16 protein-coding genes are annotated in these 22,011 nt (G+C 49.8%); 8 read left to right on the top strand and 8 right to left on the bottom strand.

What is annotated here, in order from left to right; genetic code table 11:
• Positions 1-57: 57 nt before the first annotated feature.
• The 3 genes from C5S61_RS07285 to C5S61_RS07275 all read right to left on the bottom strand — a co-directional run bounded on the left by C5S61_RS07285 (position 58) and on the right by C5S61_RS07275 (position 4,775).
• Positions 58-2,895: a cellulose binding domain-containing protein gene (locus C5S61_RS07285; RefSeq protein ID WP_110514402.1), complete on the bottom strand. Its 2,838-nt coding sequence runs from the start codon at positions 2,893-2,895 to the stop codon at positions 58-60.
• Positions 2,896-3,235: 340 nt separating this feature from the next.
• Complete coding sequence (locus tag C5S61_RS07280) at positions 3,236-3,784, bottom strand: AAA family ATPase (protein WP_110514401.1); 549 nt, start codon at positions 3,782-3,784, stop codon at positions 3,236-3,238.
• A gap of 61 nt (positions 3,785-3,845) precedes the next feature.
• Positions 3,846-4,775 (bottom strand): alpha/beta hydrolase, encoded by a 930-nt coding sequence (locus C5S61_RS07275; RefSeq protein ID WP_110514400.1) that lies wholly within the window; start codon positions 4,773-4,775, stop codon positions 3,846-3,848.
• A 292-nt stretch (positions 4,776-5,067) separates the two neighbouring features.
• Between C5S61_RS07275 and C5S61_RS07270 the strand changes: the two genes are divergently transcribed.
• Entirely contained in the window at positions 5,068-6,741 is a 1,674-nt protein-coding gene (locus tag C5S61_RS07270; RefSeq protein ID WP_240614462.1) for a YfbK domain-containing protein, read from the top strand.
• A gap of 77 nt (positions 6,742-6,818) precedes the next feature.
• On the opposite strand, the gene C5S61_RS07265 is transcribed toward C5S61_RS07270, so the two are convergent.
• Positions 6,819-7,427, bottom strand: coding sequence for a pentapeptide repeat-containing protein (locus tag C5S61_RS07265; protein WP_110514398.1), 609 nt, complete (start codon positions 7,425-7,427; stop codon positions 6,819-6,821).
• A gap of 1,163 nt (positions 7,428-8,590) precedes the next feature.
• Here C5S61_RS07265 and C5S61_RS07260 point away from each other — a divergent pair.
• From C5S61_RS07260 to C5S61_RS07230, 7 genes are all read left to right on the top strand, one after another.
• Positions 8,591-10,858, top strand: coding sequence for an ATP-binding response regulator (locus tag C5S61_RS07260; RefSeq protein ID WP_110514397.1), 2,268 nt, complete (start codon positions 8,591-8,593; stop codon positions 10,856-10,858).
• On the top strand, positions 10,842-11,288 hold the full coding sequence (locus C5S61_RS07255) for a response regulator (RefSeq protein ID WP_054533867.1): 447 nt from the start codon (positions 10,842-10,844) through the stop codon (positions 11,286-11,288). The genes C5S61_RS07260 and C5S61_RS07255 overlap by 17 nt, the downstream gene beginning before the upstream one ends.
• Before the next feature lie 107 nt (positions 11,289-11,395).
• On the top strand, positions 11,396-12,961 hold the full coding sequence (locus tag C5S61_RS07250) for a prenyltransferase/squalene oxidase repeat-containing protein (RefSeq protein ID WP_110514396.1): 1,566 nt from the start codon (positions 11,396-11,398) through the stop codon (positions 12,959-12,961).
• Positions 12,958-13,833: a (+)-kolavelool synthase gene (locus tag C5S61_RS07245; protein ID WP_110514395.1), complete on the top strand. Its 876-nt coding sequence runs from the start codon at positions 12,958-12,960 to the stop codon at positions 13,831-13,833. The genes C5S61_RS07250 and C5S61_RS07245 overlap by 4 nt, the downstream gene beginning before the upstream one ends.
• Before the next feature lie 23 nt (positions 13,834-13,856).
• The gene (locus C5S61_RS07240) at positions 13,857-14,708 is read left to right on the top strand and encodes an SAM-dependent methyltransferase (protein ID WP_110514394.1); all 852 of its coding nucleotides are present in this window, start codon (positions 13,857-13,859) and stop codon (positions 14,706-14,708) included.
• Between the two features lie 128 nt (positions 14,709-14,836).
• The gene (locus tag C5S61_RS07235) at positions 14,837-15,262 is read left to right on the top strand and encodes a response regulator (RefSeq protein WP_110514393.1); all 426 of its coding nucleotides are present in this window, start codon (positions 14,837-14,839) and stop codon (positions 15,260-15,262) included.
• A 198-nt stretch (positions 15,263-15,460) separates the two neighbouring features.
• Entirely contained in the window at positions 15,461-17,629 is a 2,169-nt protein-coding gene (locus C5S61_RS07230; RefSeq protein ID WP_164689271.1) for a bifunctional metallophosphatase/5'-nucleotidase, read from the top strand.
• Positions 17,630-17,687: 58 nt separating this feature from the next.
• Here C5S61_RS07230 and C5S61_RS07225 read toward each other — a convergent pair whose 3' ends face one another.
• The 4 genes from C5S61_RS07225 to C5S61_RS07210 form a co-directional block, all read right to left on the bottom strand.
• The gene (locus C5S61_RS07225; RefSeq protein ID WP_110514392.1) at positions 17,688-18,734 is read right to left on the bottom strand and encodes a TolB-like translocation protein; all 1,047 of its coding nucleotides are present in this window, start codon (positions 18,732-18,734) and stop codon (positions 17,688-17,690) included.
• 90 nt (positions 18,735-18,824) lie between these two features.
• Positions 18,825-19,745: a penicillin-insensitive murein endopeptidase gene (locus tag C5S61_RS07220; protein WP_110514391.1), complete on the bottom strand. Its 921-nt coding sequence runs from the start codon at positions 19,743-19,745 to the stop codon at positions 18,825-18,827.
• A gap of 12 nt (positions 19,746-19,757) precedes the next feature.
• Positions 19,758-20,828 carry a peptidoglycan recognition protein family protein gene (locus C5S61_RS07215; protein ID WP_110514390.1) on the bottom strand — a complete coding sequence of 357 codons (1,071 nt, stop codon included), beginning with the start codon at positions 20,826-20,828 and terminating at the stop codon, positions 19,758-19,760.
• Positions 20,829-20,896: 68 nt separating this feature from the next.
• Positions 20,897-21,859, bottom strand: a complete 963-nt coding sequence (locus C5S61_RS07210; protein WP_110514389.1) for a peptidoglycan-binding domain-containing protein — start codon at positions 21,857-21,859, stop codon at positions 20,897-20,899.
• Between the last annotated feature and the right edge of the window lie 152 nt (positions 21,860-22,011).

The following is a 22,011-nucleotide window of genomic DNA, read 5'->3' as shown; positions in this document are numbered from 1 at the left end:
GTGGCCGCCGACATTGAGCGCGCCTGCTGCCTAGAAACAGGCGCGCTCCACCACCAACTATGGAGCAACGCTACAAGCAACTCCATTCAAAACAAAGTTGGTTGGCACAGCATTAGTGCCATTATGATTGGCAATAAAGCCAAAGCTTTGGGTGCCGTTGGTTGCAATATTCGCGTTCCAATCGGCACTATGCTTGGCCGTCACTGCTGAACCAGTTTGCGTCAAAACCGTGTTCCAACTGCTGGAAATTGTTTGGCCATTGGCAAAATTCCAGGTCAACGTCCAACCACCGCTAATCGGCGCACCCAAATTGGTAATTGTTACGCCGCCAGTAAAGCCAGTGTTCCACTGATTGACCGCATAATTGATCCGGCAACCACCAGCTGTAGGCGTGGACGTTGCGGTTGGCACGCGCGTTGGCGTTGCGGTAAATGGCAGGGCGGTTGGTGTCATCGTCGCTGGCACGCGAGTCGCGGTTGCTGTCGGCGGCACGCTGGTCGCGGTTGGAGTACCAGTCGCCGGCACAAAGGTTGGTGTGCCAGTTGCTGGGACACGGGTTGCGGTTGCTGGCATGCTGGTCGCGGTAGCAGGCACGCGCGTTGCGGTAGCCGTGGCCGGGGCTGGCGTATTGGTTGGGGTTGAGCCAGCAATATCGCCATAAATGATGCCGCGCCCATTCGTGCCAATATAAACTCGGCCATAAATTCGTGGATCGCCAGTTATGGTTTCGTTGGTCGAGCCATATTGATGTTGATCGTCGTTGATGCGCACCCAAGTTGTGCCGCCATCATCGGAGCGGAAGAAGCCCTCAGCTCCATCAATCGTGCCAGTGATATAGATTGCCTGATAGCTTTGGCCCGGCGCAGCCTTGCCAAAACCAACCACATTGGCAACTTGCACTCCAGCAATTTTGCTGAAACTCGTGCCGCCATTGGTCGAATGATACAAGCCATCTTTGCGCCCAGCCAACCAAACATCGCCTTCAATCCCAGCCACAGCTTTGATTTTTGTGGTTTCAGCAGGCAGGTTGCTAGCAACAAGGCTAAAGTTCAAGCCGCCATCGGTGCTGCGGTAGAAGCTGCCTGCGGCAATGCCATAGAAGGTTTTGGCATTGACCCGATCGGCAACCACCACCGCGCCGCTTGGAATCCCAGCGCTAGCTGTCCACGAGTTGCCACAACCGCTGGCTACACTCACAGGCGCGCTCGTACCGCTCCAAATAATGCTCGAACCATCGGCAGCAACCGCAACTTTACCGCCACCAACCGCACCAGTTGGTTCGCTCGATGCATGCGACCAGTTCTTGCCACCATCCCATGAACAGGCTAATTTTTTGGTCGTGCTGCCTTCGGAAACATAGCCAACCCGCGCCATCATCGTTGGCATGCGCTCAGCAAAATCGATGCCTGATGATGTGCCAAATTGCAGGCCGCTCGACCAAGCTGGGGCAACGCTGAGGCTAGTATGATAGAACCCAGCAATATCGCCCAATGCGCTGACCAAATTCGCGCCCGATGGCGGGCTAATCAAATCGAGCACTGCGGTTTCTTCGAGGCCATGCGCCCGCACATCCAAGGCTACAGTTCCGCCAGTATCCCAAGCGGTCAAATTGCTCGTGCCATAGATGGTTGCGCCAGTGCCATAGAGCATGGTGTTTGAATCGAATGGATCAATTTCAATGTCACCGATCATCCAACCCAATTTTGGCGCAACTTCCGGCGCATTGATTACGCCACCAAAATCAAGCCATGGCGAAGTGCTAATATCTTGGGTATAGCGGAAAATACGTTCGGGATAATTGCCCCATGACCAAATGCCGCTCCAGGTTGCCCCGCCATCGGTGCTGCGATAGAGCAAGGCATCGGGCCACCATGAATTAAGGCTGCTGACCACCAAGGTATTGGGGTTTTGGGCATCAACCGCCAATCCGCCATAGCCAAAATAATCGTCGGCGCTGCTCGAAGGAATTGGGCTGATATTCGTCCAAGTTTGATTGGCGGTGTTGTATTTCCAAACATCACCTTTGCCGCCATCGTAGGGGCCAGGCGTATCGCTGTAGGTGATATAGAGCATGCCATTTGAGGCCAAGGTGCCATGATGTGGCAAATAGCCAGCAGTTGGTTGGCCCGCCAAAGCAGCCCATGTCGCGCCGCCATCGGTGCTGCGATAAATGCTGGTGGTCGTGTCGGCCACACCTGCATAAATCACCTGCGAAGCGTTGCCACTGCTGCCGCTGCGTGGGTCAAATGTCACCCACACAACCCCAGTTCGGTCGCCAAAATAGGGATCGGTATAGTTGCCGATTGCAGCAAAACTGGTAACTTTCGCCCACGTCACCCCATAATCGGTGCTGCGCCAAAGCCCTTGGCCGCGCGTCCCAAGATAGAGCACGCTATTTTTGTTAGGGTCGATTGCCAAGCGTTCGCCCATCGAGCGGCCTGGCATATTGCCGCCAAGCTTAAATGGCAAATCGCTACGGCTCCAAGTATTGCCTTTATCATTTGAGCGTAAAATTGCGCCGTTGGCCGAAGTCCAATCGTTGGTATACGTACCAGCGGCCAAATAGAGGCGATTGGGTTCAACTGGGTCGGTTGCTAAGCTATCAATCCCAGTCCAGTTCCAATCGGTTGCGTTAATCCAGTCGGTGAGGGGAATCCAGCGTTTCGTCGTTGGGTTCCAACGATATGCGCCGCCAATATCGGTACGCGCATAAACCAAATTGCGTTCGGTCGGATTATAAACAATGCCCGGCACGAAACCGCCGCCAACAATCTCAGCATTGGCCCACGTATAGGGCTGGCTGCTTGCCGCCCGCGATTGCGGTACGGCGACCATTGCTTGAATCACGCCTGCAAACAGCACCACTACTGCTGCGGCCATCTTTAGCATCCGCATAGATGGGGTCTCCTTTGCACCCTAGAATCAGATCTATTAGGTAAAGCAGCAGGCAAGCACCAGGCACAACGGAAGTAAAATGGGCTTGGCCCGTGAGAAAATGTTTAGAAGTCTTCTTGGAATCGATTCCAAAGAAAAGAATGCTTTAAGGCTTAGTAAGCCCAATGAACGAATAAAATCTCCTTCACTATTCAACCTAGTGGAACCGGTCTCAAAAATTAAATAGCGATTAATAAAGTATCTTAGTCAAAAAAAACAGCCTGTCAATACTAAAACTTTAGAATTTATTAAAACAGAGTCTTAATGCTAGCAACCGAGCATATGTAGCGCCGAATGCATATTAGCCAGCCTCGGAGCGCACCGCCTGAAGCATTGCATCAACCGTTTGTTCAATACTCCAGCCACCGCTATCAAGCACAATCCAGCCTTGATCGGCGGTATTTTGCAGGCGTAAATCCTGATACAACGCCGCAATGACCGGCCCCCATGTTTCAAGATCAAATTTGGCATAGCGTTCTTGGTTGCGTGCCAGCACATGCTCAAGCGTTGGGCAGAGCAAAATTTTATGCAATTGAGGCTGATCAGATTGAGCAAACATCCCATCAATATCATGCGTCGTAAGCACAGCGTCGATAATAACTGTGTAGCCATTGGCGCGATAGAGCGTGGCCATCGAGCGCACAACCTCACGAGCAAGCCGCAGTTGCTCATGTGCAGCAGGAGTCAAAACCGGAATCGGCTCGGCCTTGCCAGCAATCACCCACGAACGCAGTTCATCAGTTGGGATATGCAAACTTAAATCGAAGCGTTGGGCCAACTGGCGGGCTACCGAGGTTTTGCCCACGCCTGGAGCACCTGTAATAATAAAGATAGCAGCGCGAGAATCCATCAGTTTCTTCTCCAAAATTCATCATTATGTCTACGATTACGCAGTTTATAACCTGAACTTCTCAATCACTCGCAGGTTCAAGCAAATTTTGCAGCCATGTATGGGCTTTGGCAATAAAGCGTTGGCCAATCGCCGTACCAAAGGCCCAATTTTGAAAGCCATGTGGTCCACCAGCAACAACATCAAACGTTACGTCAACATCAGCAGCCTGCAAATGCTCAGCATAACGCCGATTTTCTTCGTAAAACAAATCAATATCGCCAACCCCAATCCAAGTTGCTGGCAAACCAGCCAAGTCGGCGCGCCGAGCAGCAACCGCGTAGGCTGGAAGCTCATCAATACTTGGTTTTTGGCCCAAATATGCCTGCCAACCAAGCATATTTTTGTGATTATTCCACACAAAATGATCGATTGAAGTCAACCCTTGATCAAGCGTCGTGCGATCATCAAGCATCGGACATAACAGCAATTGGCCAATGGGCTGTGATTGGCCCAGATCAAACAAGCGCTGCACCAAACTAGCAGCCAAACCGCCGCCAGCACTTTCACCGCCAATGATCACCCGCGTTGGATCAACCCCAAGTGTTGGCGCATGCTGTTGCAGCCAATGCCAGCCAGCCAAACAATCATCAAGCGGCGCAGGAAACGGGTGTTCAGGGGCAAGCCGATAATCAATCGAAACCACCACAATCCCCAATTTTTGGGCGGTCGTGGCACAAAATTGATCATCTTGCGCAGCTTGGCCAATAATCATCCCGCCGCCGTGAATCCATACAAGGGCGGCGCTTGAGTGACAAACAGCTGGGCGATAGATGCGCAACGGGGGATTCAGCTCGTTATGTTGTTCAATGCTCACGCCATCAAACTGCTTGCTTGGCAGGCGCTTGCCCAACCAACGCACAAAACGCCGCCCCCAATTGCTGCCAAGCGGCAGTGGTGGAATGCGGCGAACATAGGGCTGTAATTCGGGATCGACTCTTGAAAGTTGCATGACAAAGGCCTTTCTTGCTTGGATTAACCTCGATTTTTAGCATTGTACTGGCGTTTTGTACAGTAAATGGCAGTATTTCACCAGTAAAAATCCATTTTTTCGCCATTTGTGGCAGGTATGCTAAAGCTGGATCACCCAAGGAGCTTTAATTGATAGCGCGTTCAATCCGCAGCATTGAGCTATGCAGAGCGAGGCAGAAACTACAGATAGCTATGGAACAAAAATTACTTTGGTACCGTTTGATAGGTGTGGTCCACAATGCTTTATCAACATTAGCCGAAAAGAGGATGTTATGCGATTCAAACGAGGCAGCATTGTGCTGATCGCACTGATCATCAGCGCTTGTGGGGGAGAAGCGAGTGTTCCAACGTCAGTCAGCGATCCAAAACCACGCCCAGCACCACAAAGTATCCCAACCAGTAGCGCCGAACAACCAGCGCCACAAGCCGAGCCAACCAGCGAAGCTGAACAACCAGCACCACGGCCAATTCCCAGCCAACCACCAGCAGATGCAGCGGGCGCGCCATTGCCAGATGTGCAAGTAATGCCAACCCAACCGCTTGATCCAGGTCGGCCCTACGCAAGCGATCAAGATCAAGAAGTTTTCGACTCAATGTACTTCAAAAACTATGGTACCAATCCATTCGTGCGCACAGAAACTGACCCATTATCAACGTTTGCGATGGATATTGATAGTGCCTCGTACAGCCTGATGCGCAGCAGTATCAACCAAGGAATGTTGCCGCCAGCAGATTCAGTGCGGGTCGAAGAATATTTGAACGCCTTTGATTATGAGTATCCACAGCCAGAAGATGGTGATTTTGCAATTTACAGCGAGGTAGCACCATCGCCATTTGGTGGCCCCAACTACGAATTGGTCCAAATTGGCATTCAAGCCCGCGAGATTGCGGTTGCTGATCGCAAGCCAGCAGCGCTGACCTTTGTGATCGATAGCTCAGGCTCGATGGCCCAAGATGGCCGCTTAGGAATGGTCAAAAATGCCTTGATCTATTTGGCTGGCAAGTTGCAACCAGACGATAGTTTGGCGATTGTGGCCTTCAACAATGATATGCGGGTGGTTTTGCAGCCAACCACGGGCGCAAATCAGATGGATATTATCACGGCAATCAATTCGCTTGAGCCAAGCGGTGGCACCAATGCAGAGGCAGGCCTGCGTGCTGGCTTCGATTTAGCCTGGCAAGCCTTCAAACCAGAAGGTATCAACCGGATTTTGATGTGCTCCGATGGCGTGGCTAACAGCGGCATGACCGAGCCAAGCCAACTCCTAGCAACCTTCCAAGAATATCTTGATGCTGGCGTGCAACTTTCGACCTATGGCGTTGGCATGGGCAACTACAACGATATCCTGTTGGAGCAATTGGCCGATAAAGGCGATGGCAACTATGGCTATATCGATTCAGCAGACGAAGCCCAACGCTTGTTTGGCGAGCAACTAACTGGTTCGCTGGAAACTATTGGCCGCGAAGCCAAAATCCAAGTTAGTTTTGATCCCAATGTGGTCAAGCGTTATCGCCTCATTGGCTACGAAAATCGTGATGTCGCCGATAGCGACTTCCGCAACGATAGTGTTGATGGGGGCGAAGTCGGTGGTGGGCATAATGTAACCGCGCTGTATGAAATCAAACGCCATCCCGATGCGCGTGGCCCAATTGCCCAAGTCAATATTCGTTATGTCGATATGGATACGAATGTTGCGGTTGAGCAAAGCCTAAGCATTAGCACCGAGCAAATTCATAGCAGTTTTGATCGTTCGAGTGCGCGGATGCATTTGGCGGCCAGCGTTGCCGAATTTGCCGAACTGTTGCGCCATTCGCGCTGGAACAACGGCACCAATCTCTTCGATGTTATCGATCTGGCTGAAGAAGCAACCCTTGATTTGCCCAACAACCAAGGTGCAGCCGAATTTGTAAACTTGCTGCAACAAGCAGAGAGCATGCACCAATAGCTAAAAAGGAGCAACGCCCGTTTCAGCTGCTGAAATGGGCGTTGCTCAGGAAAATGCCAGTCCAAAAAAATAAGTAACTAGCAAGCAACCTCACGAGCGAGCAGATGGTCGTCGAAAATCATGCCATGATCAGCAGTGTTCCAGCCCAATGGCCACACCGTGCCAGCGTTATAGCGAGCACCTTGGAGTTGAACATCAGTCAGGATAGCGTTGCGCAAATCAGCATCACGCAGATCGGCACCGCGCAAATCAGCGCCAGTAAAGTTCAATTGTTGGCGGGCTGGATGCGCTGATTGATTGGAGTGAACCCCGAACAATGAAGCGTTGACCAAGCGTGCGCCACAGAATTGAGCTTGGCTCAAATTGGCCCCTGAAAGATCGGCATTGGTGAAATCAGCACCATCACATTGGGCTTGATTCAGATTCGCATCACGGAAATCAGCAGCGATAGCGGCAACCCGATTGAGTCGAGCGCGGTGAAAATTACAGCGTTGCAGATTTGCACCGTTTAATTGAGCACGCACTAAATCAGCCAAGTTGAATTGAGTATCTGCCAAGTTTGCATCACAGAGATCGTGGTGGCGCAAGCGGGCAAATTGCATGTTGCTGCGATAGGCCGACAAAACGGGCATTTGAACAGGGTGGTTTTGTACATCCAAAACCAAGACATCGCGCAGGGTTGTCATAGCAGTCTACCTTCATTTAACGACGTGGTTAAAAGAGCAAGGGCGAATTATGATGAGCGAAGGTTTGCGATTAGCGGTTGCCTAAGCAAGAACTATGCTCATCGTTCGGTGACCAAGCCAAAAGGTATCTAGAACTCCAGCTACGCTGTTGAACTGAGGCTATTGCAGGCAAGAATGAAACCAAAAGAGCAATTGTTTGGGCAATGATACCAACACGAACGGATGATTGGTCGGTGAATGTCGCTTCACCGTGGTCTGATACGCGACAATACAACATGGTAACTCCAAACATCAGACGGTCAGGGTCTGAGGTAAGAATTTGGTGTGTTTATGCCATATAAACACGGGCCGATACAAATCCCGCCTCCGATAGCTCCTACCACGCTAGGCTAGTGCCTAGTTTATACGCTGGCAGTACGCTGCGGTATATCACCCACAATCACCAGCCAAAGTTCCAAATCAGCAACGAGGCTATGAGCCTTGTACAGGGTTGCCTGCTAGAACTTTCAGCCCGACACCTTTCCCCACAAGGGGGATAAATCGTCAATTGTTGTGGCAGGTCGTGCCACGATAATTTGGTGATGGTTGTTCAGATCCGGTTGGTTTATCTGTGGGTTGTGGGGAGATTATACACAGATTACCCGCCATACCACTAGGTAATTAGAAACCATTTGGATAGTACCAATAGTACCACCTGGTTTCTGACCTAGAGTGTATAGGAACTCAGTACTAGCACTTCTAGAATGAATTACCCATGCCATGGTATAACACGCATAGGAATAATTAGGCAACGAATGTTCTAGTCCTGACTATCAAATAGTTAGGATCAGTGTAGGCCGTATCATACCAAGAATTGCGAAATTTGTCACATGGAAATCATGGTACTGGTATAGGTGAGCTTCGGGCCTAATATCCAACTTAAATACTATACAACCATAGTCCAGCTATGGTACACTTCTCACACATAAATCCATAGTCGTATGCAGCTATTGATGTATGTAAAGTGTAAATAATTCCGCTCAGGATTGAGCCATCGCTACTTGAAACCAACCCATTCTGCGCTTTGCTCCTAGCATCCATATCAAGCAGATTTTTGTGGTGACTGATGGAAGAGTTGTGTAAGTTTGGTAGAGCATAGCAGGCGCTATGCTGAAGGAGCACCCATGCAAGCCTCAATCCAGCGCTGGCTGAATCGCATTAGTATTACCGACCCTGTGCAACGCGAGCAAGCCATCCTACTACAGATAATGTTAATTGGGATGTGCATTATTTGTGTTTGTGCTGTTCCAGCAGCCTTTGTTGTTTCAAGCACATTTGGCGGTGGTATTCGTGCCAGTAGCGCTGTTATTTTAATTTTCTTGTTTTTTAGCATTGCAATTTTGTATCTACGCAAAGGTCATTTCCGACCGTCAGTTTTGATTGCATCAATTGGACTGTTAGTTGGCTTTGGCGCAATTCTTGTTGTTGAAGGGTTACGAAATAGTGGTTGGATATTATCTGCATTTATGATTCCAATCACATTGTCAGGTTTGTTAACTGGACGCAAGGGCGTTATCACCGTTGCAAGCATTAGTATCGGCATCATTGTTACGATTGGGACATTGCAATTATTTAATAACCGCATGATTGGGGCCTTCCCACGGGTTGATGATGTTCTACCACCAATTATTAGCACATTTATTTTAAGTAGTTTAATTGTTGGATTTTTATTTCATCGTTTTAGTGCTTCACTCAGCGATGCACTCCGACGTGCCCTTGAACGTGAATACGAGCTACAACAGATTCGCGATAAACTTGAGATTTTGGTCGATCAGCGCACTGCGGCCTTGCAAGATGCCCTGCATGCAGTCGAAGAACGCGAAGGTCGGCTTGAAAAAACCAATATTGAGTTGGCAAGCGCCAAAAACGCTGCCGAAGAAGCCAACCAACTTAAATCGCGCTTCTTGGCCAATATGAGCCACGAGCTGCGCACACCACTCAATGCAATTATCAATTTCACCGCCTTTCTTGATCGCTATGGTGAGTTTTCCGAACGCCAGCGCGAGCTGCAAGAACGGGTGTTGTATAACGCCGATCACCTACTTGGTTTGATCAACGACATCCTTGACCTCTCGAAAATCGAGGCTGGCAGGATGGAATTGATGTATGAAAAAACCGAGCTTGAACCCATTATCACTGGAGTAATGGCCACCGCTAGCGGCCTGACTCGCGATAAAGGGCTTGAGCTTGACTTAGAAATGCCCGAAGAACTACCAACGATGGTGATCGATAAAGTGCGGATTCGCCAAGTGCTGCTCAATTTGCTTTCAAATGCCGTCAAATTCACCGAGCAAGGTCTCGTTAAGGTCACGATCAGCCAACCAGATGCTGAAACTGTGCAAATTGCCGTCCAAGATAGCGGAATTGGAATCGCTCCTGAGCATCAACAACAGATTTTCGAGGAGTTCCAACAAGTGCAAAACGAAGTTACCCATCAATATCAAGGCACTGGGTTGGGGTTGCCAATTAGCAAACTGTTGGTCGAAATGCACGGCGGCAGCATGTGGCTCGAAAGCAGCCAAGGTGAAGGATCAACCTTTTACTTTAGCTTGCCAATTACCAATACCTTGGTCGAAACCACAACCGTTGATCTTACTGCACCACCAAGTTTGGTCGAGCTTGAAGCCGAATCAAACGACCCAGCGAGCATTGAGATTGTGGTGATTGATGATAACCCTGATGCCCATGAAACCTTTCGGGTTATGCTGGAATCAGGGGGCTATCGGGTGCATAGCGTCTTAGATAGCCGCTTGGCGATTAGCACGATCAAACAAATTGAACCACGATTAATTATTACTGATGTGCAAATGCCAAATCTTGATGGTTGGGAGTTGCTGGCCCAAATCAAGAATGATCCAACGATTGCCCATATTCCGATTGTTGTCTGTTCAGTAGTTGATCAGGGAACAATTGGGCTGGTTTTGGGGGCAAGAAAACATATCGTCAAACCTGTACGTGAGGAGGTATTGCTGGCTATTGTTCAAGAATGTGTTGAACCAACTGCTGAGATCTTGGTTGTGGACGATAACCCTGATGCTCGCCAAGTAATTCAACACATTCTCGCTGCCCGAGATTATGCGATGAGCGAGGCAGCAGATGGTGTTGAGGCTTTGACGCTCATCGCCCAATCCAAGCCCGATCTCGTTATTCTCGATCTGATGATGCCAAATATGGATGGCTTTGAAGTACTCGAAGCCCTGCGTAATAATCCTAACTACGCCGACATTCCAGTGATTATCGTCAGCGCCAAGGATCTTGACCAACAGGAACATGATTGGCTGCGTACCCGCGCCCAAGGGGTCATTGCTAAACGCCAACTTAGTGAGGAAGAATTTCTTAGACGCATTAATGAGATCTTTAACCAAGGAGTAGAGTATGCCCGTGGCAAGTAATGAATATTTTGTTCCCGTTGTACCCAGCGACGCATCGGTGGTTATTGTCGAGGATAATCCCGATAATTTATTCGTTTTGGAGATTCTGCTCCGCGAAGATTTGCGGGTCAAATATTATAACGGACGAGCCTCTGGCCGCCAATTCTTTAAGTTGCTTGAGGCAAATCCCCGCCTGCACCCCGATTTGGTTTTGCTCGACATTCAGCTGCCCTATGAAGATGGTTTTACCGTCTTCAAAAATATGCTGCATGTGCCGCAACTTAAAAACACCCAAGTGATTGCGGTTACGGCCAACGTGATGCCGCAGGATGTGGCCAAAGCCCGCGAGCTTGGCTTCAATGGCCTGATTGGCAAGCCGATTAATCGCAATCGCTTTCCCAATCAAATTACCCGTATTTTGAATGGCGAATCGGTCTGGGAACCCTACTAGATCGCGGTAGCCCAACCAGTGTTTGATTACTAAGCGCTGGTTGGGCTGCATTCAGAAAGGAGCAGGGTTAAGATTACGACCTTGTGTAGGATCTCGACCCTTTGCCTATGAGCTTAATTCTTGACATTTTACTCAAAGATCTGCGCGCATTAATTCGCGACCTTGGCCAGAATGGCGGTCTGATGAGTCCGTCAGTCTATGATACAGCCCAAGCCTTGCGTTTATATCCTATGCCTGGCGAGGATCATGTCTGGACAGCGGTCAATTGGCTCATTAGCCAACAACATGCTGATGGTGGCTGGGGCAATCCTGCCATGCCGCTCAGCCGGGCTGTACCAACCTTGGCGGCAATTTTAGCGCTACGCCGCCATTGCCAACGGCGCTCAACCTTTGATGGGTTGCTTGAAGCAAAACGTTTTCTGCGCCGCCAACTTGAATATTGGGGCAAACCATTGCCCGATGATTTGCCGGTTGGCATGGAATTATTACTGCCTTATATGCTTGAGGAAGCCTATCGCGAAGAGCAGCAAGATACAATTGACGAAGTGCCAATCAGGCTCCACCTTAATATTCCGCTTGCACCCTATCGTGAATTAATTGCGCTTGGCGAATATAAACGCTCGAGAATTAAGCAAAAAAGACCACCTGCAGGAACCGCCCCAGTTTATTCGTGGGAAGCATGGGCTAGCCATGCCGACCCAACATTAATTGATGGATCAGGTGGCATCGGCCATAGCCCAGCTGCGACTGCCGCTTGGTTATTTACTGCAAATCATCACCCTAGTTTGCACAACGAGATTGCTGGTGCTGAGAATTACTTGCGCCAAGCATCATTGGCCACTTCAGAAAGTGCGCCCTGTATTATGCCAACCGCATGGCCAATTCCTCGCTATGAGCAAGCATTCAGTTTGTATGCGTTGGTAACCGCTGGAATTCTCGATTTTCCCAGTATTCAAGATGTGCTCAAACCACAAATTACTGATTTACAGCAAGCACTGAAACCACAAGGCCTTGGTTTCAGTGATAATTTTATGCCCGATGGCGATGATACTGCGGCAGCTGTGGCGGTTTTAATTGCTGCTGGCTATTCTGTTGATTTAACAATTTTAAAGCAATATGAACGCGAGCAATGCTTTGAGGGCTATCCAGGAGAATCACAACCTTCAATCTCGCTGACAGCGCGGGCAGTACATGCACTCGATTTGGCTGGGATTGATATTTCGCGCTGGTGGAAAATTTTTATTGATGCCCAAAAGCTCGATGGTAGCTGGAGTGGCGATAAATGGAATACCTCGTGGCTGTATACAACATGTCATGTATTAATCGCCTTGAAGAACTCGCCCTACAAAACTGCCATGAAAGATGCTGTCGCTGCGCTACAGGTGCACCAACACCCTGATGGCGGCTGGGGCATTATTCAACGCTCGACGACGGTTGAAACTGCCTATGCAGTGCTCGCGCTCCACAACTTACGTGAAGCTGGCCTCTTAGACAATGACGACATTCATATGCTCCAACGTGGCTATAATTGGCTCTGCACTCATTATCGCCCTTTCCGCATGAAAGAGTATCAATGTTGGCTCAATAAAGAGATTTATTGCCCGCAACGGATTGATCGCGCCTATGAGCTAAGCGCCATGTTAGCAGTCACCTTAGGAGATTTACGGATATGACCCGCGAGAGCATTCCAACGCTTGCAGAATTTCTCCAAGCTCCACTTGAATCCATCCGCCAAGTTGCGCCAACAACCATGGTTTTTTCAAGTGGCGGCAGCCGCCGTAAAGCAGCATTGGCCAATTTGCCAGCAACTGGCGAAGAGTATGCGCGTTGGTCGCATGGACAATTATTAGCATGTTTACAGCTCTTTTTCCGTCACGGTATCAAGCATCTTTTCTTGCCGATGCTTTTGCCCAATCAGTTCCAAGAAACAACGCCTAATTATCGCGAACATATTGAACGCTGGGTTGCTTGGGGAGCCGCTAGCCCGGCTATGCGTGACTATTACCGCGAACACAATTGGCGGGTGCGGCTGCTCGATAGCCAAGCATCACCAATTATCGCCGAAGCTGCTCAAAGCCTCCATCAACCTGATGATAATCCAGAGCAGCCAACCCTTTGGTGGTTTATTGTGCGCGATTCAGCAGATCCATGGCAAGCTATTTTCCAAGCCGCCCATCAGACCGCATTTAAAACACGGAGTCAAGCAATTGAAGCACTGTATGGCGAAATAATTCCGCCTGCTGAATTATTTGTTTCGTTTGGCAAACCGCAGATTAACCATGATGTGTTACCACCCTTGTTGGTGGGCAATCTGCAATGTTACTGGACGCAAAAGCCTGGTTATACCTTGAGCGAACGCGAATTTCGCGAAATCTTGTATGATTTTGCCTTTTTGCGCCAAACCTGGCAAGCCGATAAGACCGAACGCACCAAGGCGGCCCTGGAATTTCGGCAGCACTGGGAGCGCGGCCCAATTCTCGGGCTTGGCCAACAACTAGGCCCCTTTTGGTATCCACAATCAACCAGCATCGAATCAGAGTTGTAGCAGCGTTTTAAGGAGAATTGTGTATGACAGTCTTAGCACAGGATGTTCCAGCACCCAACTCACCAAGCATCAACGATGTCGAAGCCTATTACGATGCAATGGGACCGTTTTATAAGTTGATTTGGGGCGATAGCGTCCACGGCGGCTATTGGCCAGCAGGCTTAGAACATCTATCGTTGCCCGAAGCCCAAGAACATTTGACCAATTTGATGATTGAGAAAACGCCAATTGCTGCCGGCCAACGTATGCTTGACCTCGGTTGTGGCACAGGCTTACCAGCAATTCGCATGGCCGCCGCCAAAGACTGCCACGTTCATGGCATCACCGTCGCCCATGGTCAAGTTGCCGAAGCTCAAACCACCATCCAAGCCATGCAGATGCAGGATCAGGTGCAGATTGCTTGGGGCAACGCCATGGAATTGCCCTTTGCTGATGGGTTTTTCAACGCCGCATGGGCCTTTGAATCAATCTTCCATATGCCCAGCCGCCTGACGGTGTTGCAAGAGGCGAATCGGGTGTTGCAAGCTGGTAGCTATTTGGTGCTAACCGATATTGTTGAGGTCAAGCCGCTGAGCCTTGAGCAAAAACAAATCTTTTACCCAGCATTTCAGATCAATACCCTGACGACCAAGCAAGGCTACCTTGAGCTTTTTGCCCAAACTGGCTTCGAACAGCTTGAATTGATCGATTTGACCGCAGGCATTGCCAAAACGCTCGTCCACACCAAACTTGGCATCGAACAAAAACGGGCTGAGCTTGAAGCAATCTATCCAGGGCCAATGTTGGCGATGATCGAACAAACATGGCCGATGGTTGAGAAAATTTATGCAGAATTTGTGCGCTATGTGTTGATTGTAGCGCGCAAACGTGGCTAAACTCAGCCATCATTAATCCAATTGTTGTGCTCATTTTATCCATTCCATATCCCAGATCAGCGACAACGATTTACGTCAATACTTCCGGTTATCAATCACATTAATCGACTCACGAAGGAGTTAATTGTATGTCGCTGATTCAAAAAATGACCAAAGCATTTGTATTGATTGTCGAAGATAATATCGATAATATGCTGGTATTAACCGAATTATTGAATGTTATGCCAGAAGTGCGCTATTGTAATGTGCGGCCCTCAGGTCGTCAGCTGTTTGCCTTCCTCGAAAACGATGCAGTGCCTGCAATTAATTTAATTTTGTTGGATATTAATCTGCCGCGTGAAAATGGCTATGTGCTGTTGCCCAAAATTCGGGCGCACCCAAAATTAGCTAATGCAATTGTGATTGCAGTCAGCGCCCAATCTGCCCCTCAAGAAGTAGCCAAAATTCGCGCTGCTGGCTTTGATGGTTTTCTGGCCAAACCACTCCATTTCCAACGTTTTCCAGAACAGCTGCGCCGCATCATGAATGGTGAACAAATTTGGGAAGGCAGTTAAATAGATACCCAAATAACTCATTCTTAAGTATAGCACCCAATAAATTATAGAATTGAAAAAGCCAATTTATTTGCTAGCTATATAGCTTATTTTGGCTTTGTTAATAAAATTGCCTCAAAATTTGAATTAAATTTAACCAAATTTAGTTTTTTTTGACGTATAATACTCTTTGATCTGTGTGTCCAGGAGAAACAATTCATGGATTTTGCAATGTGGCATAACGTGAAAAGCAAAGTAGGTATTCTACTTGGCTTGACGCTGTTGGCCGGCTCAATTGGCCAAGCTGCTCCAACCAAAGCCGCCGAGAAGCTGTGTTTCGACCAGCCAGGCGTTGTTGAATGTATTGCTCCCGAGTTCCGCGATTATTGGGAAAAGAACGGTGGGCTGCCCGTTTTTGGCTATCCCCAAACCGCAGCCTATGAAGAAGCTACCCCTGAAGGCAAGTTCTTGGTGCAATATTTCGAGCGCCAACGGCTTGAATATCACCCCGAAACTCCAGCTCCGTTCACGATTTTGCTCGGACGGATTAATGATGAAGTGCTGTTGCGCGAAAACCGCGTCTGGCGCGATTTCCCCGCCGCTCCTCAAGCCAACGGCTGCCAATTGTTCAGCGAAACTGGCCACAGCGTTTGTGGTGAGTTCTTGAAATATTGGAACGCGCAAGGCTTGGATTTGGGCGAAAATGGCATTACCTACGGCGAATCACTCGCTTTGTGGGGCTTGCCACTCTCTGATCCGCAAGAAGAAATCAATATCGATGGCGATAAAGTTGTAACCCAACACTTCGAGCGCGCGCGCATGGAATGGCACACCAAAGATGGCAAGAATCAAATCTTGTTGACCCGGCTTGGTGTGACCTTGGTGCCAATGCAACTGAAAATGTTGGCGATCAACGACTTCCACGGCCAAATCTCGACTGGCCGCAAAGTGAGCAACAAAGATGTTGGTGGCGCTGCCTATTTGAGCAGCTACATCAAACAAGCCCGCGCCAAAGCCCGCTACTCGTTGACGGTGCAAGCAGGCGATATGGTCGGCGCAAGCCCACCAAGCTCGGCTTTGTTGCAAGACCAACCAACCATGGAATTCTTGAATACCTTGGGCGTGAACGTTGGCACTTTGGGCAACCACGAGTTTGATGAAGGCGTTGATGAACTGATGCGCTTGATCGACGGTGGCTGTCACCCAACCGCTGGCTGCTGGGATGGCGCAAACTATCCTTATATCGCTGCCAACGTGATTGACAAACGCACTAACAAAACCATCTTGCCAGCCTACCACGTTGTCAATGTCGATGGCGCACGGATTGGTTTTATTGGGGTTGTACTGAAAAACACGCCTGAAATCGTGATTCCTTCGGGTGTTGCGAACCTTGAGTTCATCGACGAAGTAACCGCAATCAACCAAGCAGTTACCGAATTGAACGGCCAAGGCGTGCATGCAATCGTTGTTTTGGCCCACGAAGGTGGCACCCAAAACGCTACCAGTGGCGTAATTACTGGCCCAATCGCCGAAATTGCGAATAATGTGAATGATGATGTTGACGTGATTGTCAGCGCTCACACCCACACCTCAATCAGTGGCGAAGTCGATGGCAAATTGGTCACCCAAGCGCTGTCGTATAGCACCGCGTTTGCTGATATTGATTTGACGATTGACCGCGCCAAACGCGATATTGTGGCCAAAAAAGCCACCATCGTCACGACCTTCCACGAAGGTATGACCCCTGATGCTGAAGTTGCAGCCATGGTCAAAAAATATGAAGACCAAGTTGCCCCGCAAGTCAACCGCGTGGTTGGCTCAGCCTCAATCGCGATCAATAACACCCCGAACGATGCAGGCGAATCGGCCTTGGGCAACTTGATTGCCGATGCCCAACGCAACACCATGAGCACCCAATTTGCCTTCATGAATCCTGGTGGCATTCGCGCACCACTCGATGCTGGCGAAATTACTTGGGGCGAGTTGTATGCAATTCAACCATTCAGCAACGATTTGGTTAAAATGACGGTTAGCGGCAATGACATCTACACCTTGCTTAACCAACAATGGCAAACCCAAAGCGATGGCACGGTTCGCGCTCGCATCCTGCAAATTTCAGGCTTGAGCTACACCTGGACTGATGCCAACCCAATTGGCCAAAAGGTCTTGGAAGTGCGCGGTGGCGATGGCCAATTGTTGGATAAAGCAGCAAGCTATACCATCACGGTCAATAGCTTCTTGGCCGATGGCGGCGACGGCTTCGTAGTGCTCAAACAAGGCACCAACCGCGAAGTTGGCCCAACCGACCTCGATGGCCTCGTACGCTACATCGAAAAATTGGCGCAACCAGTCAATGCCAATGTCGAAAACCGCATCATCAAACAATAAGCTACCATTTTCGACACACGATCACCAATGCAGCAGGCAAAACCTGCTGCATTGTGTTTTAGGGCAACCAGCGCGGCCAAATCGCATCATCAGCAAATTGGCTGGCAGTCGGCGCAGTGATATATTGCTGCCAAATTGAATAGCGGATTTGCTGCAAGTCAAGTCTGCTCCAAAGCAATTGTTGGCTATCAGACGACCATTGCGGGTCTAAATTGTCGTATTGCTGATCGCTTGTTAGTTGGCGGGGCTGGCTGGAGTTAGCGAGTTGTAGCAGCCAAATATCGCCAACTTCGGCTCCCAACGGGCGACGAATATAGGCTAATTGCTGGCCATCGGGAGCCAGCCGTGGATAGTAAACATCAGCATCAGGGCTTTCGAGCACAACGCTTAGTTGCTGGCTAGCCAGATCGTAGCGCACCAAACGGCCAAAACGCCCATTCTCAAACTCGGTCAGTTGAGCAATAATCAGCGCTTGGCTATCAGGCTGCCACGTAAATGTACCAGTGAAGGTTAGTTCGCGGGTCTCGCCAGTCGCCGCTTGCAAGACTAAATTGGGGCGCTCAGCCAATTCATAGATCAGCCAACGTCCATCAGGCGACCATTGTTGGTTCAAAGCTGGCGTTTGGGCCGCATCCAAGCTTTGGGGTTGGCTCAAATTTGGATTCGTTTGCCAAATGCTTGGTGGCGCAGGCTCGTCATCAATCAACTCCAATGGTGAACGCAAATATACAATCTGCTCGCTGGTTGGATGACAGGTGGCTTGGCTCAACACCGCCGCAGGATCATCAACCAAGGTTTGGGTTTGGCGCGTATTCACATCACTTGCTAACAAGCGATTCGTACCGCTCAGCTTCGTCGTGTAAATCAAACGGCCTTGGCTGAAACAGGCTGGGCCATTCACCCCAACGTCAATTGTTCTAAATCCAGCAACACCATTGATGATCAAATGAGCTGTTGTCAATGGTTGTTGCACATAGCTCAAGCGCCACGTTTGCGGCACAGCAGTTGCGACAGCAGTTGGCAAAACAGTTGGCACTGCGGTTGATTGCTGCGCACCACAACTAATTAAACTACCAATAATTGCTAAAACTACGATCCAACGCATGCGATCAAATTCCCCTAAATAACTAGAATCCGTCAGGCTCACTCCTTTGCAGCAGTGGCCATGACGGATTATATGCCAGACAGATAACAATTATTTATAGCGAATGTGTAAGTGATTATCGTGATTTGGGTAGGAAGTCGTCAAGCCTTCGCTAATCAACACTGGATCATTGAAATAGATCACAGTGATTTGGCCAGGTGCGGCGGCGCGAATCGCTTTGACCAAATTGCGGGTTGCAGCGCGATCGTAGGTGCTTGATTGCCATGTGATGCGGCTGCCAGTGCATTGATTGCTATCGCTGCGAATTGGCCAAATATCCACATCGAGGCCAGTTTCGTGCGAGGCATGGCCTGGAATATCGCCGCCATGCTCGAAACTAATATCGCCAAGTGGCACTTTGCCCTTGCCAAAGCTAGCAAAATTACTCGTTGCTTCTTCAAGTTGGGCGACGGTTGAGGCTACGCCCCAGTTGGCATTGCCATTACCATCGGGGTCTTTATCGCAGATATTGGCGCTCATATCGGCATATTCATAATGCCAAATCAAATTTTTCCAGGTTGTTGGGCCAACTACGCCATCGGCGCTCAAGCCAGCATGGCTTTGAAAACTCTTGACAGCGCTTTCGGTGCCTGCGCCAAAATCGCCATCGACCGTCAGGCCAGCATTGCGTTTGGCGTTCAACAAGGTTTGCACAGCTTTGACTGCGTTGCCATTATCGCCACGACGCACGGTGACGACCAACGCACCCCACGTATTTGGACCAACGATGCCATCGGCTCCAAGGCCTTTGCTGGATTGAAAGCTCTTAACCGAGCTTTCGGTACCTGAGCCAAATACGCCATCGGCACCGATATTGAGCAAATATTGCATTGCTTTGACATCGTTGCCGCGATTGCCCTTGCTAACAGTATGAAAAAATGCCGCTGAAAATGCCTGCGCCGTGTTGATCGAACTCAGCATAATGCCAAGAATTAATGTACAACTGGCGATTCGCCAAACCAAAGCTTTCATGAAGTAACCTCACTACATCGCTAAGTTATTCCAGCTATTCAAGCCAACCACGCCATCAACCGTTAATTGACGATTGGTTTGGAAGGCGCGCACCAAGGTATTTACGCCGGTGCCAAAACTGCCGTCAATCGTGGTTGGATAATTTTGCACGCTCAGCTGATTTTGCAAGGCTTTGACGGCCTCACCAGTATCGTTCAAGCGCACGGTCATAATCAATTTTTCCCATGTCGCCGCCCCAACAATGCCATCGGAGGTAAGGCCATTGGCAGTTTGAAAGTTCTTGACGGCGGTTTCGGTGCCCGGGCCAAACGCACCATCGGCGGTAATCGTCGCGCCACGTGCGCGCAAAAGATATTGCATGGTTTTGGCAAGGCCAGTTGCTGGCGTGTTGCGGCGCAAAACTGGCCACATACGGCCAACCGCACCACCATTGAGCGTTGTATCGACGGCGGTTCTCAATTGAGGCAACAAGCTATATAGCGTATCGCCCGGGCAGCTGGTGCTATCCAAATCGCGGTGACCCACAATATCGTTGGCAGTAAGGCCATATTGCTGGCAAATATAGGCAATCAAGCCTACCAGCTTATTCCACAATGGCAGGCTTGGCGTGACGTTCATATACAAACCTTCGCATTCGATGCCAATATGGGTTTCATTATGGCCATCGACGTGCGCGCCCTGCACATGTTTCGTGCCGCCCTGCAAAATGCTGAGGCTTTGATGGCGGCCTTCCATAATCCAGCCACCACGGCTGATCGTAAATTGTTGGCCGGTATCGATCCAGCCGCGATTGAAGTGGCTTTGTTGAATTTGACGGGCCACTTGCCAAGCCTTATTGCGGGTAAAATCGTTGGTGTTGAGGTTGGTGGTGTGGTGGACAACGATGCCAATTGGCTTTTGATTGAGCACATTGATTGGCTCTTTGGCTGCGGCAGCGCCCCAAGCAGCAGTGCCATCGATGGCTGGCGTTGGCACGACGGCGTGGGCCGAGCGCAACAACCGCAATTCAGTGCCGCCAACGACCACACTCATGGCTACGCCCATGGATAACTTGCCAAACGTTCGGCGCGAAATTTTCTTCATTGCAGGGCTTCCTTTGTTCAAAAAACAAGCCCCACGTTAGACAACGTGAGGCTTGCAGGCAACGTCGATTATGGGCGCGGCCAAGCGCAGTGAATGTGGGTGCTGTGGCCGGAATCGCCGGGGCCGAGCACTTCGGTTGCGCCGAGGTTTGCGCATTTGTTGCGGAATGATTGTTGGTTGGGGTGCGATGCGCTAACGTGTGAGCCATTGATGACATTGACATCGACAGCAACGCCAGCATAGTGACGTGAGGTTGCGCTGTGCGAGCCGCCAGCAATTTCGCTGACCGAGTAGCTCCACGATTGCGAGAGGGTGATCATGCCGTTCAATAATGAGGTAGCGAGGTTGACCGAGCCACCTGGAGCATTGCCATAGCTGCTGCGGCGAGCTGCGCCACCATTAGCAGTATCAACAATGTTTTGGCGGGCGGTGGCGCTATCGGAAACGCCTGAGGTATGGATGGTTGCCAAGGCAATGCGGCTGCTATCGCGGATGGTGCGGGCCAAATCGGCGCGGGTTGAGCCACCGCCACCGCTGGCATTGCCAGTCAAAGCAGCCCAGGTATCAGCACCAACGATGCCATCTGCGCCTAAGCCTTTGCTCGATTGGAAGCTCTTGACTGCTGACAAGGTGCCAGCGCCAAAATCGCCATCAACCGTCAACGAGTGGCCGTGCTTGCGCAATTGGCGTTGCAAGGCATTGACAACAATATTGTTATCGCCTGAGCGCACGACAATCACCAATTGTTCCCAAGTATTTGGGCCAACCACACCATCGGCGCTGAGGCCTTTGCTCGATTGGAAGCTCTTGACTGCTGACAAGGTGCCTGGGCCGAAATCGCCATCGACGGTCAAGCTATAGCCACGTTGTTTCAACATTGCTTGCACGGTGTAGACGTTATCGCCAGTGTTGCCATTGCTGACCGTTGCCCAAGTGCGGGCTGCTACGCCGCGGGCCAACGGGCCGAAACTCGCAAACGCCACTAAGGCTATGGTTAGGCCGCTGAACCAAAATGCCCATCGCTTGTGCATAATCGCTATCCTTCCTTGTGAATGACACCAAAAAAGATCGGGAATGGGACTGTTGCATGATTGTCGAAAAGCGCTTTTCGTAGGTATACTATATACAACGCTTCTTAAAAAATTCTAAAAAACTTGGTATATTTCTAAAAAACATCTTAAGA

The organism is Herpetosiphon llansteffanensis (assembly GCF_003205875.1).
Classification (GTDB): domain Bacteria; phylum Chloroflexota; class Chloroflexia; order Chloroflexales; family Herpetosiphonaceae; genus Herpetosiphon; species Herpetosiphon llansteffanensis.
This window is presented reverse-complemented; position numbering and strand designations above follow the sequence as displayed.